We start from the raw sequence: 16,945 nt of genomic DNA on the forward strand, positions 1-16,945 counted from the left end.
AATGAGTTTTAGAATTATTCCTTCCATTTATTTAAAAGATGGAAAGGTCGTAAATAAAAATACAATGGAAATTGTTGGTGACGGAGATGCAGTAGCACTTGCAACTTTGTATAATAACAGAGGAGCTGATGAATTAATTATTTTTGATATATCAGAAACAGATTCTCAACATGATAACAATATTGGAACAATGGTTTCTATTGCTGATGCGGTGGATATTCCGATATTAGTTGGCGGAAATATTAAAAGACTTGAAGATGTAAAGAAATACATATATACAGGTGCTAAGAAAGCGATTTTAGACGGAAATAAAGAAAGTAATCTTGAATTAGTATCTGAGGCTTCTGAAAGATTTGGAAGTGACAAGATTGCTGTAATGATAGACAGTACTTTTGATATGAACAAAATAAAAACATTAAAATATGATGGAGCATCTCTTATTATTGCAAATAATTGTGCAAGAGAAGCTTTAGGATATGGCATAAGGGTTTTAGCTTATGACTGTATGTATAGTTTTGAGGATATTATTTCATTTGCAAAAGAAGAAAAAGTGTATGGTGTTTCACATGCAGGATTAGATGAGGCATTTGATTATATGAATTTCAAGGCTCAGTTAAAAGATGAAGATGTAAAAGTTGATGTTTTAGAATCAAAGATTACATTTGACAAATTTAAGACTAATAGTGATGGAATGATTCCTGTAATTGTTCAGGACTATAAGACTGATAAGGTATTAATGCTTGCATATATGAATGAAGAGGCATTTAATCTTACAATTAAGACGGGAAAAATGACATATTTTAGCAGAAGCCGTAATGAAATATGGGTAAAAGGATTAACATCCGGTCATTTCCAGTATGTAAAGGAATTGTCTATGGATTGTGATTTAGATACAATGTTAGCTAAAGTACATCAGGTTGGAGTTCCGTGTCATACAGGAGCAGACACATGCTTCTTTAATGAACTTGTTAAGAAAGAGTTTGATGAATCAAATCCAATTCATGTATTTGAAGATGTATATAAGACAATTTTAGACAGAAAGGTAAATCCTAAAGAAGGTTCATATACTAATTACTTATTTGATAAGGGAATTGATAAGATATTAAAGAAAGTCGGAGAAGAAGCAACTGAAATTGTAATTGCAGCAAAAAATCCGGATCCACAGGAAGTTAAATATGAAATATCTGACTTTTTATATCATGTAATGGTATTAATGGCTGAAAAGGGAGTTACATGGAAAGAAATCACTAAGGAATTATCACGAAGATAATGGATATAATATTTATATATTTATTTACAAAAAGAACTGCTTAAGGGTGGTTCTTTTGTTTTTATAATAATTATGATAATAGATAGTTTAAAGAATCAACTTATGTTTAACAGAATTCGACCCATTAGGATAACTATAGTTGTAAAATTTTTGGTGATATAGTATTATATTAATATAAGTAAAAATGATTTTATTGTATTAAATTACTAAAGAAATATAAATGTTTTTCTAATGCTACAATAAAAATTAATCTAATGTTTTGGGGTCAGTTATTCATAATAGTATAAGAAATGGAGTAAAAAAATGAAGACAGGAATTATATTTGATTTAGATGGCACTTTATGGAATGCTACAAAGCAGATAGCAGAATCATGGAATGTTGTCTTTGAGAGATATGATGACATTGATTTAAGACTAACAACTAAAGAGTTAGAACAGCAGATGGGTAAACTTATGGAAACAATTGCTGATGATCTTTTACCAAATATACCTGTAGAACGTCGCTACAAGATTTTGCAGGAATGTTGCGATTACGAAAATGAATATTTACTTACACATTCAGGTGTGTTGTACCCTGACATTAAAGATACATTTAAGAAATTGAATGAAAAATATAGCGTTTATATTGTCAGCAACTGTCAGGCTGGATATATAGAGGCATTTTTAAAGGTTACAAATTTAGGAAAATATGTAACTGATTTTGAAAATCCGGGAAGAACAGGAAAGCCGAAAGCTGACAACATCAGATTGGTAATTGAAAGAAATAATCTTGATAAGGCATTTTATGTTGGAGATACACAAGGCGATTATGATGCAACAATGGCAGCTGGAATCCCATTTATATTTGCAGCATACGGATTCGGAAATATAGATGGTGATGAAGAAGAAATTCAGGGATTAAATGAATTGCCTGATTTAATAGACAAATTAGTAGAAAAGTAGGATAGATTTTTGAAAAAATTAGCATTATCAGATGAGATTTTATTGCAGGTAGATAAGCCGGCAAGATATATTGGAAATGAAGTTAATGTGATTGTAAAGGATCCTGAAAAAGTGGATATACGATTTGCAATGTGCTTTCCTGATGTATATGAGATTGGAATGTCACATTTAGGAATACAGATTCTTTACGACATGTTTAATAGACGTGAAGATACTTATTGCGAGAGAGTTTATTCTCCATGGCTTGATTTGGATAAAATAATGAGGGAAAAAGATATTCCGTTATTTGCAATTGAAAGTCAGGAACCTATAAAAAATTTCGATTTTTTAGGTATAACATTACAATATGAAATGTGTTATACAAACATTTTACAGATTTTAGATTTATCTAAAATTCCTTTAATTGCTACAGAGCGTGGAGAGGACGACCCTATTGTTATTGGAGGAGGTCCATGCTCATACAATCCGGAACCAATTGCAGACTTCTTTGATATGTTCTACATTGGTGAGGGCGAAACTCAATATGATGAGTTATTAGACATTTATAAAGAAAATAAAAAAAATGGTGGTTCGAGAAAAGAATTTTTAGAAAAAGCAGCCCATTTATCATGTATATATGTTCCACAGTTTTATGATGTTACATACAACGAAGATGGAACAATTAAAGAAATGATAAAAAATAATGAGAATGCAAGGGATAAGGTTAGAAAAGATATAGTTCTTGATATGAATGAAGTATATTATCCGACTAAGCCTTTAGTTCCTTTTATTAAAGCAACACAGGATAGAGTTGTACTTGAAGTTATGAGAGGCTGCTCAAGAGGGTGTAGATTTTGTCAGGCGGGTCAGGTTTACAGACCTGTAAGAGAGAAAAGTCTTGAAAAATTAAAAGATACTGCACGAAAGATGATTGAATCAACAGGCCATGAGGAAATTTCATTAAGCTCATTGAGTACAAGTGACTATTCACAGTTAAAGGGAATAGTTAATTTCCTGATTGATGAATTTAAAGAAAAAAATATAAATATTTCATTACCGTCACTTAGAATTGATTCATTCGCGCTCGACATAATGAGTAAAGTTCAGGATGTAAAGAAAAGTTCGCTTACATTTGCACCTGAAGCAGGAACTCAGAGAATGAGAAATGTAATAAATAAAGGACTTACAAAAGAAGATATACTTAATGGTTCAAGACTTGCATTTAAAGCAGGATGGAATAAAGTAAAATTATATTTTATGTTAGGACTTCCCGGTGAAACAACAGATGATATAGAAGGAATAATGGAACTTTGCGAAGAGATTGCAGAAGAATATTATGCTACTGTTCCAAAAGAAGAACGTATTGGAAAATGCCAGATTACGGCAAGCACATCATTTTTTGTGCCAAAACCATTTACAGCTTTTCAATGGTCTCCAATGAACACTATTCCTGAATTCTTAGATAAAGCTAAAATTGTTAATGACAAGATGAAATCTATGCTCAACAGAAAAAGCCTTAAATATAATTGGCATGAAGCTGATGTAAGTGTATTAGAAGGTCTTTTTGCAAGAGGAGACAGAAAATTATCAAAGACATTATTATCAGCATATAAAAAAGGCTGTCTATATGATTCATGGTCTGAAAGTTTTGATTTTGAAAAATGGAAAGAGGCTATTGAAGAAACGAATGTGGATTTGGACTTCTATATAAGCAGACAAAGAAGTGAGGATGAAATATTCCCGTGGGATTTTATAGATGCGGGAATTACAAAAGAATTTTTGCTTCGTGAATACCATAATTCACAGGCACAAAAGGTTACACCAAACTGCATGACAAGATGTTCGGGATGTGGTGCAAACTCATTTGGAGGAGGAATATGTTATGAAAATAAGAATTAAATTCTCTAAACAGGGACACATGAAATTTATTGGACATCTTGACACGATGAGATATTTTCAAAAAGTTATGCGTAGAGCAAATGTTGATATTTGTTATTCGGAAGGATTTTCACCACATCAGAAAATGTCTTTTGCAGCACCGCTTGGAGTTGGCATAGTAAGCAATGGTGAATATTTTGATATTGAAGTTAACTCTACAGATAGCTCTAATGAAATGATAAAACGTATTAACGAGGCAAATGTAGAAGGAATTGAAGTTTTAAAATATAAGTTACTTGATGATAACGCAAAGAATTGTATGGCAATCATTGCTGGAGCAGATTATACGGCACTAGGCCTTAACAAATTATTAACTAAAGATGATTTGGTAGTATATTTAAGTCAGCCGGAAATAGTTGTTTTAAAGAAAACGAAAAAAAGTGAGAAAGAAATTGATATTAAACCGTGGATATATGAACTAAAACTAACGGACGAAGGGTTGTTTATGAAAGTTGCTCAAGGTAGTGCTTCTAACCTTAAACCGGATTTAGTTGTTTCATCATTGTTTAATTATTTGCAAAAAGATATTCCGTCATTAATTACATACCAAAGAGATGAAATGTATTGTATGGTGGATCATAAATTAGTTCCTTTAGATGAAATAGGAGAGACAATTGAGTAGTACTGATGGTTTAACAAATGAGTCAGAATCAAAATTGATTTTATCTGATTTTTATAATGACAAATTATTGGGATTTTATTTTTATAAAGAAAAGTTACAAAGAATAACTTATATGGATAGCGAGTCTGTTGTTGGTAATATTTATATTGGATATGTAAAAGACGTAGTAAAAAATATAAATGCAGCATTTATTGAATTTGGAAATGACTTGAAGGGATATTATTCTTTGAATGATAATGCCCCATTTTTCTTAAATGTAAAAAATAACAATAAAGTATGCCAGGGTGACAAAATTTTAGTTCAAGTGTCTGGAGATAAAATTAAAACTAAAGATTATTCACTAACATCAAATATCAATCTGACGGGAAAATACTGTGTACTTACAGTTGGAAATACTAATATAAGTATTTCTAAAAAAATTCAGGACAAGACAACAAGAAATCAGCTAACAAGAATACTTGATAAGTATAAAAACGATGAATATGGTTTTATTGCCAGAACATCAGCAAAAGATGCAAAAGAACAAATGATTGAAGGTGAAATCATAGATCTGATAAATCAGCTTGAAGAAATAAAAAACAAAGCTATGCATTTAAAAGGAAAATCTATAGTTAAAGAAAATGAGTCAATCTTAACAAAAGAATGTCAGGAATTTATCGATAAAGAAAATGGAATTGTTATTACTGATAAGGAACAGATTTTCGATGAACTTTCAAAAAACAAAATTAACTGTAATTTTTATGATAGAGATTTGCCTTTATTCAAATGCTATTCATTGGAAAAGCATCTTATGTCCGGAATAAATAAAAAAGTATGGTTAAATTCAGGAGCATATCTGATCATAGAGCCGACAGAAGCATTGACTGTAATTGATGTAAACACGGGAAAAGCTGAACTGAAATCAAATAAAGAAGAAACATTTTATAAGATAAATATTGAGGCTGCGCATGAAGTTGCCAGACAGTTGAAAATCAGAAATATTTCGGGAATTATTATTGTTGATTTTATTTCAATGCGAAATAAGGAAAATGAACAGATATTACTTAACAAGATGAATGAAATTCTTAAATATGATTATTCAAGATGCATTGCAGTTGATATTACAAAGTTAGGATTGATGGAAATTACAAGAAAAAAAGGAAAAAAATCTTTATACGAAATAATTCAGAAATAATATGTTATGAGGAAAATATGAAAGAAGAAAAGCATGAAAACATAGATTTAGATGATTTAGAAGATATAAATGATATAGAAAGTTATCTAAATAATAAAAAAGAAAAAAAATATAAATCAATGTTCATGAAAACGTTTTGGTGGATTTTGATAATATACATATGTATATGTGTGGTCATGATTATGTTACTTATGGACAATGATTTGAACTCAAAAGAATGTGGATATATAGCCATAATCTTTATAATGTCTTCAGCGCTGTTTATTTCAGTTTCAATGCTTATTTTTAAAATTTTTCAGAGATTTAGAAAACTTTCTGCTAATTTCAATGAAATTTCATCTACAAATAATATGCATGTGCCTGAAGATGGAGATGACGAGATTGCTATGCTAGGGCATCAGATTAACGATATGGTAGATCATATAGAGCAGCTTAATAAAGAAAATGTTAAAAAGCAGCTGTTAATGAAGAATGTTGAGATTAAATCACTACAAAATCAGATTAATGCTCATTTTATGTATAATGTCTTGGAAAGCATAAAGATGATGGCGGAGATAAAAGGTGATTATGAAATATCTGATGCAATAACATCACTTGGTCAGATGTTCAGATATAGTATGAAATGGACTTCGGGTTTAGTTACATTAAGGGAAGAATTAGAATATGTCCAGACATATTTAAATCTTTTAAATTTAAGATTTGATTATGAAATATATCTTTCGCTAAATATTCCGGAACAATATATGGATATTGAAATTCCAAAAATGACTTTGCAGCCAATAGTTGAGAATTCAGTATACCACGGTATAGAGGATATGGCTGAAGATACTTCAATTTATATAAAGGTATATGATATTGTAGAAAAAAATATTCTGGCAATAGAAGTTTCTGATGCCGGTAAAGGTATGGACGAGGAAAAATTGAAAGAGATTAAAGTTAATCTATATTTGCCCCATGAAGATGATTCAAAGGAGCATGGTCGTGCGCTAAGGAACGTAAATGAACGAATTCAGATGTTCTTTGGAAAAGAGTACGGAATAGATATTTTCTCAAAGAAAGGGTTATTTACTAAAGTGGTTATTCAATTACCGTTAGAGAGGAAGCAGTAGCATATGAAGACATTAATGATTGTTGAAGATGAAAAACTGATAAGACAGGGTATTAAGTCCATGGTTTTACGTTCGGGTGTTGATGTAGAAGAAATAATTGAATGTAATAATGGATTAGCTGCTCTGGAAATATTAGAAAAACAAAATGTAGATGTTATGTTTACGGATATTAGGATGCCAAAAATGGACGGAATTTCATTAGTAAAAGAAATCCAGAAAATGACAAAAAAGCCATTGATTGCAGCTATAAGTGGATTTGATGAATTTGACTATGCAGTTGAAATGATGAGAAATGGTGTAAACGAATACATATTGAAGCCTGTTGACAGAGACAAGCTGGCAAAGGTTTTGAAAAAATTTGATGACATAATTACTGAGGAAAAAGAATCTTATGAAAAGCAGAGGCAGGTAGTATATCAGCAGATGCAGTATATGATGATATACGATAATGTTACTCATAAGGAAATGCAAAGTATAACTGAAATGGCAAGAGCGTATTTTCAGGTAAAAAACTTTGTGGTTTGTTGCTTTAGCTGCCCTGAAAGTGAAATTGATGATGAAATGGATGGAAAATATTATTATCTTGAAGGTAAGGATTCTCTTAACATTTTAATCGTAGATTCAGAGTATAAAGATGAAGTTCTAAAATCATTTGATAATTATTACATCGGAATAAGCAATGTATATTATAATCTTTTAGATTTGCGACAGGCATATCATGAAGCAGCAACAATGAGAAAAACCGCATTTGAAACTATGATTAAACGTGTGGATGCAGCCCAGTTTAGTAAACCTGATGAAGAATATGAATATGGTGTTAAATTTATGATGCAGACAGCTAATCTTATCTGTTCAAATAAATTAGATGAAGCTATTGAACAGTTAGAATCATTTGTTGATGGTGTTAAAGCCAGAAAATATTACATAAATGAATTTAAAGAACAAATGGAAATAATTCTTAATACAACTATTAAAGTGTATCAGAACACTCTTAAAGTTGGAGAAGATGATATTATGGAATTATCAGATATTTATAGTTTTCAGACAATAGATGAATATATGGAAGTTGTCAAACGCTGGATTAGAGGCTTTGATGAACTTGTAAGTACAGATATTGATGAGCATAAGGCAAATATCAAAATAAAAAATGCAATTAAATATATTCAGGAAAATTACGCAACTGATTTAAATATGGCAGTAGTGTCAAATTATGTTTCCATGAACTATTCTTTATTTTCTTTTACATTTAAACAGTATACAGGAACAAATTTTGTAAACTATTTAAAGGATATCAGAATTGGAGAAGCTAAAAAGTTATTAACTGATACAGATATGAAAATAAATGAAATATCTCAGGCTGTCGGTTATGAACATGAGAAACATTTCATGAAAACATTTAAGGCTATCACAGGACTTACACCGTCACAGTATCGAAATAATTTAGGCTAAAGGGACAGTTATGGGAAATAAGAAAATACTATTAAGAAAAATAATTTTAAGATTAATTATTGTGATGTTTATAATAATTGCATTTATAGTAATAGTTATTGCAGTAATTAACATATATATGAAATCAGTAACATCATCAAAAATTCTTAGTGTAGACGAATGCAAAGATATGGATGCAGACTGTATTTTAGTACTTGGAGCAGGTGTTGCACCAAGTGGAAAACCTACTTGGATGCTTGAAGATAGAATTTTGACGTCTGAAGAACTGTATAATGTTAACGCTTCGCCCAAAATAATTATGTCAGGAGACCATGGAAGAGTTTCTTATGATGAAGTTAATACAATGAAAGATTATGCTATAAATGATGGAATTCCATCAGATGACATCTTCATGGATCATGCCGGATTTTCAACATATGATTCTATGTATAGAGCTAAAGAAATATTTGGCGTAAAAAAAATCGTTATTGTAAGTCAAAAATATCATTTGACCAGAGCGTTATATATAGCGAAAAAATTAGGGATTGAAGCATATGGCGTGTCTGCAGATAAAAGAGATTATCTGGCTAAGCAAAAATATCGTGTATTTAGAGAGTGGATTGCCAGAGCAAAAGATTTCTTTAAATTGATATATAAACCCGAACCAACTTATTTAGGCGATAAGATTTCTCTTGAAGATAGCGGAGATATTACAAATGATAAATAGCATATTTGCACAAATAATTTCGTGAAAATTTACAATATTTTAAAATATAAATAAGTGTAACTTGACAAATGCATAAACAATGCATAAAATTAACACAAATTAATAAACCGATGAGCAAGGGTAAGTAGTTATCGGGACGATTTTTCAGAGAGTTGTCGTTTGGTGTGAGACAATAAATCTAAGGTAATGAATGGACTTGTGAGGGCAGTTCGAAACCGGATATTATGGAAGTAGTGCTGACGGATCTTCACCGTTATAGGAAGTAGCATATGTTGGTATGTGAATGAGTGAATGTGATACACATTAATTTGGGTGGTACCGCAGAAGTTTATGAATTTATAGCTTTTGTCCCTTTTGGGACAGAAGCTTTTTTTATTTTAAATTTCTTTTATGAAATAATGTATCGCTAAAAAGAATAATGTGACTCGATAAAAGAGGGAATCTTTAATGGATGTACATTTTTACTTGAAACGTACCGATTCTGTATGAAAGATGGCTAATTCTTTCAGGCAGTCAATTGGAAAGGAGACACTATGAAAAAAGGAAGATTTGGAGAATTTGGAGGACAGTATGTTCCTGAAACATTAATGAATGCAGTTAAAGAAGTTGAAGAAGCATATGAGCATTACAAAAATGATCCTGAATTTGTAAAGGAACTTGATGGCTTAATGAAAAATTATGCGGGAAGACCATCTTTGTTATACTATGCAGAAAATATGACAAAGGATTTAGGTGGGGCAAAAATCTATTTAAAGAGAGAAGATTTGAATCATACAGGTTCTCATAAGATAAACAATGTTTTAGGTCAGGTTCTTTTAGCTAAGAAAATGGGTAAAACAAGAGTTATTGCTGAAACAGGAGCAGGTCAGCATGGCGTTGCAACAGCTACAGCTGCTGCACTTATGGGAATGGAATGTGAAATCTATATGGGAAAAGTAGACACAGAGCGTCAGGCTTTAAACTGTTTTAGAATGGAACTTTTAGGTGCTAAGGTACATCCTGTAGTATCTGGAACAATGACATTAAAAGACGCAGTAAATGAAGCAATGAGAGAATGGACAAGACGTGTTGATGACACATTGTATGTTTTAGGTTCAGTAATGGGACCGCATCCATTTCCAACAATTGTACGTGATTTCCAGAGTGTAATCAGCAAAGAAATAAAAGAACAGTTAATGGAAAAAGAAGGAAAACTTCCTGATGCAGTAATTGCCTGCGTAGGTGGAGGTTCAAATGCAATGGGAGCTTTTTATAATTTTATAGAAGATAAATCTGTTAAATTAATTGGCTGTGAAGCTGCAGGGCTTGGTGTTGATACTCCTAAAAACGCAGCATCTGTTGCAAATGGAGCAATAGGAATTTTCCATGGAATGAAATCATTGTTCTGCCAGGATAAATATGGTCAGATTGCACCTGTTTATTCAATTTCTGCAGGACTTGATTACCCTGGAATCGGACCGGAACATGCAATGCTAAATGAAACAGGTCGTGCACAGTATGTTTCAATAACTGACGATGAAGCAGTTAATGCATTTGAATATTTATCAAGAACAGAAGGCATAATTCCGGCAATTGAAAGTTCACATGCAATTGCATATGCAATGAAGTATGCACCAACTTTAGATAAAGACAAAATAATTGTAGTTAATGTTTCCGGACGTGGAGATAAGGACGTAGCAGCAATAGCAAGATATAGAGGAGTAGAGATTTATGAGTAAGATACATGAAGCATTTGAAAATGGAAAAGCATTTATTGCATTTGTAACAGGCGGAGATCCTGATTTAGATACAACTAAGAAAATCATTAAAGAAATGGAAAAAGCAGGGGCAGATTTAATTGAAATCGGAATACCATTTTCCGATCCAATTGCAGAAGGCCCTATTATTCAGGAGGCAAATGAGAGAGCGTTGGCAAATGGATGTACAACCGATAAATTGTTTGACGCATTAAAAGATATAAAAGATGAAGTCTCGGTACCATTAGTATTTTTAACTTACATTAATCCAATTTACGCATATGACGTCGACAAATTTTTGGACAGATGTAATGAATGTGGAATACAGGGATTAATTATTCCTGATTTGCCATACGAAGAAAAAGATGAAATAGCAGATGAATGTAAAAATCATGATGTAGATATAATTTCATTAATTGCACCGGCATCTCATGACAGAATTAAAATGATAGCAAAGGAAGCAACAGGATTTATATACTGTGTTTCATCGTTAGGAGTAACAGGTGTAAGAAGTGATATTAATACTGATTTAGGAGGAATGATAAAATTAGTTCGTGAAACAACTGATGTTCCATGTGCTTTTGGATTTGGTATAGCAACGCCTGAGCAGGCAGAATACGTAGCTAAATATTCCAATGGTGCAATTGCTGGAAGTGCCATTGTAAAAATTGTAGCTAAATATGGAAAAGATTGTCTTCCATATATAAATGAATATGTAAAAAGCATGAAAGAAGCTGTAATGAAAGCTAATTAATGTTGCGTTTAAAGGAGCCGACGGATGACGTTGGTTCCTTTTTTACATTAACTAATCATTGGCATTGTATTAGAAAAATGTTAATATTAATAAAGATATTTACACTCTATATTACAAGGAGATATTAATTATGAGAAAAGCGCTTATAGTAATAGATATGCAATATGATTTTATAGACGGTTCTTTAGGGACAAATGAAGCACAAAATATATTGCCAAATGTAAATGATTTAATAGATAAAAAAGATTATGATAATTTATTTTTTACAAGAGATACTCATTACGAAAATTATCTTGATACTCAGGAAGGAAAAAATTTACCTGTAAAACATTGTATAAAAAATACACACGGATGGCAGATACACGATATATTAAATACGGATGGTGCAGAAATAATTGATAAAGAATCATTTGGATTTAATGGTTGGAAAGGTAAGTTAGATAATTTTGACGAAGTTGTTTTAGTAGGCCTTTGCACAGATATTTGTGTTATATCCAATGCACTTATTATTAAAGCATTTTATCCTGAAATAAAAATAAATATTGTCGAAGATGCAACAGCAGGAGTAACACCTGAATCGAAAGCAGCAGCTATTGCAACAGCAAAGTCTTGTCAGATTAATATAATATGATGCCGGGGTTGTTGAAATACGTAGCACGTAACAATCCGAAGACATTAAAGTTGTTTTTTGCCTGGCATCATAATATAATGGTAAATAAATTTTTAATGACATAATACTTTTTTATAATTTATCATGGACTAATGCTTTATTATTGGATGAAAAAATACTTACAGAAAATAAGAATAAATTTTTATAATGTGTTTGACATCCATATATCTATATGATAATATATATGAGTATGCCGCTCAGTGTGGTTATAAGTATTGCTTTTTGCAATCACCGAAACTGGCGAGTAATGTTAAATAGGAGGTGCCGTATGTACGCAGTTATAGCAACAGGTGGAAAACAGTATAAGGTTTCTGAAGGTGAAACAATCAGAGTTGAAAAGCTCGGTGCTGAAGCTGGAAGCACATATACATTTGACCAGGTTCTTCTCGTAAGCGGAGACGAAGTTAAAGTTGGTGAACCTACAGTAGCTGGAGCTACAGTAGAAGCAACAGTTGTTGGCGACGGTAAGGCTAAAAAGGTTATCGTTTACAAATACAAGAGAAAAACTGGTTATCATAAGAAAAATGGTCACAGACAGCAGTACACAGAAGTTAAAATTGACAAGATCAATGCTTAATTTTAGTTAGAGTTTAGAAGGGATTATCTTATGACTAAGGTAACAATTTTTAAACAACAGGGTTTATATAAAGGCTTTGAGGTTAGTGGTCATTCAGGATATGCTGATGCAGGTGAAGATATTGTCTGTGCGGCTATTTCAGCTTTAACCATTAATTGCATTAATTCAATAGAAACATTTACTAATGATGAATTTTTATTGGATACAGATGAAGAAGCAGGGTTAATTCGATTAATTTTTTCATATAAACCTGGCAGTAAATCAGAATTGCTGATTGATTCTCTTGCCCTTGGGTTAAGGGAGATTGAAAACGAAAACAAAGAGTATATAACATTAGATTTTAAGGAGGTATAGCTATGATGAAGATGAACCTTCAGTTCTTCGCTCATAAAAAAGGTGTTGGTTCTACAAAGAACGGTAGAGATTCAGAATCAAAGAGACTCGGCGCTAAGAGAGCAGACGGACAGTTTGTAAAAGCTGGAAACATCCTTTACAGACAGCGTGGTACAAAGATTCACCCAGGTGTTAACGTTGGCCGTGGTGGTGATGATACATTATTTGCTACATCAGATGGTATCGTAAGATTTGAAAGAAAAGGAAGAGACAAGAAACAGGTTTCTGTTTATCCTGTAGCAGAATAATTAATGATTTCAAAGCTTCAAATCATTCGTGGTTTGAAGCTTTTCTTTTATATATAATTTTTGTAACTCTATTAATTTAGTTTGAGATGGAGGTATAAATAATGTTTGCAGATCGTGCACAGATTTATATTAAATCAGGAAAAGGAGGAGACGGACACGTTTCCTTTAGGAGAGAATTATATGTGCCAAATGGCGGACCGGATGGTGGAGACGGTGGCCGTGGTGGCGATATTATTTTTGAAGTAGATAAAGGATTAAATACTTTATACGAATTTAGACATAACCGCAATTACAAGGCTCAGCCGGGTGAAGATGGCGGTAAGAAGAATAAACATGGAAAAAATGGTGAAGACCTTATTATAAAAGTTCCTGAAGGAACAGTTATTCGTGAAGTCGAAACAGGTAAAGTTGTGGCTGACATGAGCGGAGATAATCAGCGCGTAACAGTTTTAAATGGTGGTCGTGGAGGAAAAGGCAATCAGCATTATGCTACACCTACTATGCAGGCCCCTAAATACGCACAACCGGGACAGCAGGCAATGGAACTTAACGTAATTTTAGAGTTAAAGGTTATTGCAGATGTTGGCTTAGTAGGTTTCCCAAATGTTGGAAAATCAACACTTTTATCACGAGTAACAAATGCGCAACCTAAAATTGCTAATTATCATTTTACAACTTTAAATCCTAACTTGGGTGTTGTCGATTTGCCTGGAGGAAAAGGATTTGTAATTGCAGACATACCGGGACTTATTGAAGGAGCATCCGAAGGTGTAGGTTTAGGACATGAATTTTTAAGACACATTGAGCGTACAAAGGTGATTATTCATATGGTTGACGCCGCTTCTGTTGAAGGAAGAGACCCAATTGCAGATATTAAGGCAATTAATGCTGAATTAGAAGCATATAATCCTGATTTGCTTAACAGACCACAGGTAATTGCAGCAAACAAGATAGATGCAATTTATGGAGAAAGCAATACTATTATTGATGACATCAAGAAAGAATTTGAACCGGAAATTAAGGTTTATCCAATTTCAGCCGTAAGTGGTAAAGGACTCAAGGAATTGTTATATCATGTTAGAGAAATGCTTGATGAATTCGATGATGCCCCAACTGTATTTGAACAGGAATATGATCCAAAACAGTTCTTTGACAACGTAGAAGATCCTTATACAGTTGAAAAAATTAAAGATGGTTTATATTCTATAGAAGGTCCTCGTATTGAAAGAATGTTAGGATATACAAATCTTGAATCAGAAAAAGGTTTTGTATTCTTCCAGAATTTCATGAAGGAAAATGGTATCTTAGATGAACTTGAAGCATTAGGTATAACTGATGGAGATACAGTTAAGATATATGGACATGAATTTGATTATTATAAATAATAATTTTCGAAAGAAAGGAAATTCCATAGTAATGGAATAGGTGAGATAGATATGACAAGTAAGCAGAGAGCATATTTAAGAAAATTAGCTGCTACAATGGATCCGATTTTTCAGGTTGGGAAGTCTAGTGTAACACCTGAGCTTACAGAAGCAATTGACGAAGCACTTGCTAAGAGAGAACTTATAAAAATTTCTGTTTTAAAGAACTGCTTTGATGATTGTAGAGAAGTCGGACAGGTTATTGCAGAACGTACAAAATCAACTTTAGTAGCTGTTACAGGAAGAAAAATCGTATTATACAGACCGGCTAAAGAAGAAAAGGATAGAAAAATAATTCTTCCGTAAAATTAAGGTGATTATATGAAAATTGGAATTATTGGAGGAACATTTGACCCATTACATGTTTCTCATATAAATATTGCCAGTGAAGCTAAGAAACAATTTGATTTGGAACAGATTTGGTTTATGTTATCACCTAATCCACCTCACAAGAATTCAGAAACAGTTAATTCTTTTGAAGTGAGATTTGAAATGCTGAATATAGGATTGAGAGATAATTGTTCGTTTATACCTTGTGATTACGAATATAAGAATGGCTACAGATATACGGCTGATACATTGACTTTTCTAAAAAAAGATTATCCTGATAATGAATTTTATTTTATTATTGGCAGTGATTCATTGATGAATATTGAATCATGGTATCACCCTGAAATTATTTTTTCCTGTTATACAGTACTTGTTGCAGCAAGAAATGATGGGTCAATGAAAAATATAAATGCAAAAATAAGTTCTTTAAAAGAAAAGTATGACTGTAATATTGAAGTAATTTTTGTTGAAGCGACAGATATATCTTCGTCTGAAATAAGAATGCATTTGTCAGAACATAAAGATGAAATCCCAAATCAAATATACAAATATATTAAAGAACATAATTTATATCAAAATACAAATCAGGTGAAAAGAATGAATCCGGCTGAAATATTAGAAGATTTAAAGAAAGAACTTAATCCACACCGCTATGAACATACAATAGGTGTTGCGAATACAGCAAAAAAGATGGCTGAAGCTTTGGGTGAGAATCCTAATACGGCATATCTTGCAGGAATACTTCATGACTGTGCTAAATGTATTCCGGATGAAGAAAAAGTTAAATTATGTAAAGATAATAACATCGAAATAACTGATATGGAAATGAAGAATCAATTTCTTTTGCATAGTAAAGCGGGTGCCGTTCTTGCTAGAAATAAATACGGAATAAATGATGATGACGTTTTATCAGCAATAACATTCCATACAACAGGAAAGCCTAATATGACTTTATTAGAGAAAATTATTTTCTCGGCAGATTATATTGAGCCGTCAAGAAATCAGGCACCAAATCTTGATTATTTACGCAAAATTGCATATTCAGATATTGATTTAACTGTATATACAATTTTGAGAGATACACTTAACTATTTAAAATCAAAAGGTAATTCCAAGGATAATATTGATGTAAATACATGTAAGGCATATGAATTTTATAAAAATGTTATAGAGAATAGATAAATTAATCATATTTGGATTACTAATTATAATTAATTTGATAGAAATATTATTTTTAAATAAAACAGTTATCTTAATTTATAATATAATTACGGAGGAAACAATATGGAAATCAGAGAGATGGCTAAAATAGCCTATGACGCGTTAGATGATAAAAAAGGTGTAGATATTACAGTACTCGATATATCTGAAATTTCTACAATGGCTGATTATTTTATTATTGCCAGCGGAAACAATGATAATCAGGTAAGGGCAATGGTAGATAATGTTGATGAAGAAATGCATAAAATCGGCAAAAATCCCACTCATATCGAGGGGTATAGAAGTGGTGACTGGGTATTAATGGATTATGAAGATATTATTGTCCATGTATTTAATAAAGACAATCGTTTATTCTATGATTTAGAGAGAATCTGGCGTGACGGAAAAGTTGTTGAATTATAAA

The 16,945-nt window shown here is 31.9% G+C and carries 18 protein-coding genes and 1 other annotated feature; all 18 genes read left to right on the plus strand.

Going from position 1 to position 16,945, the window contains the following annotated elements; all coding sequences use genetic code 11:
* Position 1 precedes the first annotated feature (1 nt).
* The 18 genes from hisIE (at position 2) to rsfS (ending at position 16,944) form a co-directional block, all read left to right on the plus strand.
* Positions 2-1,270, plus strand: a complete 1,269-nt coding sequence (gene hisIE, locus CCC31_RS02965; protein ID WP_022089571.1) for a bifunctional phosphoribosyl-AMP cyclohydrolase/phosphoribosyl-ATP diphosphatase HisIE — start codon at positions 2-4, stop codon at positions 1,268-1,270.
* A 303-nt stretch (positions 1,271-1,573) separates the two neighbouring features.
* Positions 1,574-2,212, plus strand: coding sequence for an HAD family hydrolase (locus tag CCC31_RS02970; protein WP_147585893.1), 639 nt, complete (start codon positions 1,574-1,576; stop codon positions 2,210-2,212).
* Between the two features lie 9 nt (positions 2,213-2,221).
* Positions 2,222-4,090 carry a TIGR03960 family B12-binding radical SAM protein gene (locus tag CCC31_RS02975; RefSeq protein WP_290849599.1) on the plus strand — a complete coding sequence of 623 codons (1,869 nt, stop codon included), beginning with the start codon at positions 2,222-2,224 and terminating at the stop codon, positions 4,088-4,090.
* Complete coding sequence (locus CCC31_RS02980) at positions 4,074-4,751, plus strand: TIGR03936 family radical SAM-associated protein (RefSeq protein ID WP_290849600.1); 678 nt, start codon at positions 4,074-4,076, stop codon at positions 4,749-4,751. Before CCC31_RS02975 ends, CCC31_RS02980 begins: the two co-directional genes overlap by 17 nt.
* Entirely contained in the window at positions 4,744-5,925 is a 1,182-nt protein-coding gene (locus CCC31_RS02985; RefSeq protein WP_290849602.1) for a ribonuclease E/G, read from the plus strand. Before CCC31_RS02980 ends, CCC31_RS02985 begins: the two co-directional genes overlap by 8 nt.
* Before the next feature lie 17 nt (positions 5,926-5,942).
* A complete protein-coding gene (locus tag CCC31_RS02990) occupies positions 5,943-7,034 on the plus strand; it encodes a histidine kinase (protein ID WP_022089576.1) in 1,092 nt (363 codons plus the stop codon).
* Positions 7,035-7,037: 3 nt separating this feature from the next.
* Positions 7,038-8,483 carry a response regulator gene (locus tag CCC31_RS02995; protein ID WP_290849604.1) on the plus strand — a complete coding sequence of 482 codons (1,446 nt, stop codon included), beginning with the start codon at positions 7,038-7,040 and terminating at the stop codon, positions 8,481-8,483.
* Positions 8,484-8,493: 10 nt separating this feature from the next.
* Positions 8,494-9,189: an ElyC/SanA/YdcF family protein gene (locus CCC31_RS03000; protein WP_022089578.1), complete on the plus strand. Its 696-nt coding sequence runs from the start codon at positions 8,494-8,496 to the stop codon at positions 9,187-9,189.
* Between the two features lie 101 nt (positions 9,190-9,290).
* Positions 9,291-9,545 (plus strand) — a binding site (T-box leader).
* 177 nt (positions 9,546-9,722) lie between these two features.
* Positions 9,723-10,907: a tryptophan synthase subunit beta gene (gene trpB / locus CCC31_RS03005; RefSeq protein WP_290849607.1), complete on the plus strand. Its 1,185-nt coding sequence runs from the start codon at positions 9,723-9,725 to the stop codon at positions 10,905-10,907.
* A complete protein-coding gene (gene trpA / locus CCC31_RS03010) occupies positions 10,900-11,679 on the plus strand; it encodes a tryptophan synthase subunit alpha (RefSeq protein ID WP_290849609.1) in 780 nt (259 codons plus the stop codon). The genes trpB and trpA overlap by 8 nt, the downstream gene beginning before the upstream one ends.
* 130 nt (positions 11,680-11,809) lie before the next feature.
* Positions 11,810-12,310 carry an isochorismatase family cysteine hydrolase gene (locus CCC31_RS03015; protein ID WP_022089581.1) on the plus strand — a complete coding sequence of 167 codons (501 nt, stop codon included), beginning with the start codon at positions 11,810-11,812 and terminating at the stop codon, positions 12,308-12,310.
* Positions 12,311-12,617: 307 nt separating this feature from the next.
* Positions 12,618-12,926 carry a 50S ribosomal protein L21 gene (gene rplU, locus CCC31_RS03020; protein WP_022089582.1) on the plus strand — a complete coding sequence of 103 codons (309 nt, stop codon included), beginning with the start codon at positions 12,618-12,620 and terminating at the stop codon, positions 12,924-12,926.
* A 30-nt stretch (positions 12,927-12,956) separates the two neighbouring features.
* Entirely contained in the window at positions 12,957-13,280 is a 324-nt protein-coding gene (locus CCC31_RS03025) for a ribosomal-processing cysteine protease Prp (RefSeq protein WP_022089583.1), read from the plus strand.
* A 2-nt stretch (positions 13,281-13,282) separates the two neighbouring features.
* A complete protein-coding gene (gene rpmA / locus CCC31_RS03030) occupies positions 13,283-13,567 on the plus strand; it encodes a 50S ribosomal protein L27 (protein ID WP_117909360.1) in 285 nt (94 codons plus the stop codon).
* 101 nt (positions 13,568-13,668) lie between these two features.
* A complete protein-coding gene (gene obgE, locus CCC31_RS03035) occupies positions 13,669-14,952 on the plus strand; it encodes a GTPase ObgE (RefSeq protein ID WP_022089585.1) in 1,284 nt (427 codons plus the stop codon).
* A gap of 51 nt (positions 14,953-15,003) precedes the next feature.
* Positions 15,004-15,297, plus strand: a complete 294-nt coding sequence (yhbY, locus tag CCC31_RS03040) for a ribosome assembly RNA-binding protein YhbY (RefSeq protein ID WP_022089586.1) — start codon at positions 15,004-15,006, stop codon at positions 15,295-15,297.
* Positions 15,298-15,312: 15 nt separating this feature from the next.
* The gene (nadD, locus tag CCC31_RS03045) at positions 15,313-16,503 is read left to right on the plus strand and encodes a nicotinate-nucleotide adenylyltransferase (protein WP_290849613.1); all 1,191 of its coding nucleotides are present in this window, start codon (positions 15,313-15,315) and stop codon (positions 16,501-16,503) included.
* Between the two features lie 102 nt (positions 16,504-16,605).
* On the plus strand, positions 16,606-16,944 hold the full coding sequence (rsfS, locus tag CCC31_RS03050) for a ribosome silencing factor (protein WP_117909366.1): 339 nt from the start codon (positions 16,606-16,608) through the stop codon (positions 16,942-16,944).
* The last annotated feature ends 1 nt before the right edge of the window (position 16,945 follow it).

The sequence above is a fragment of the Eubacterium sp. LMAG:50 genome (assembly GCF_008680265.1).
GTDB classification, from domain to species: domain Bacteria; phylum Bacillota; class Clostridia; order Lachnospirales; family Lachnospiraceae; genus Eubacterium_U; species Eubacterium_U album.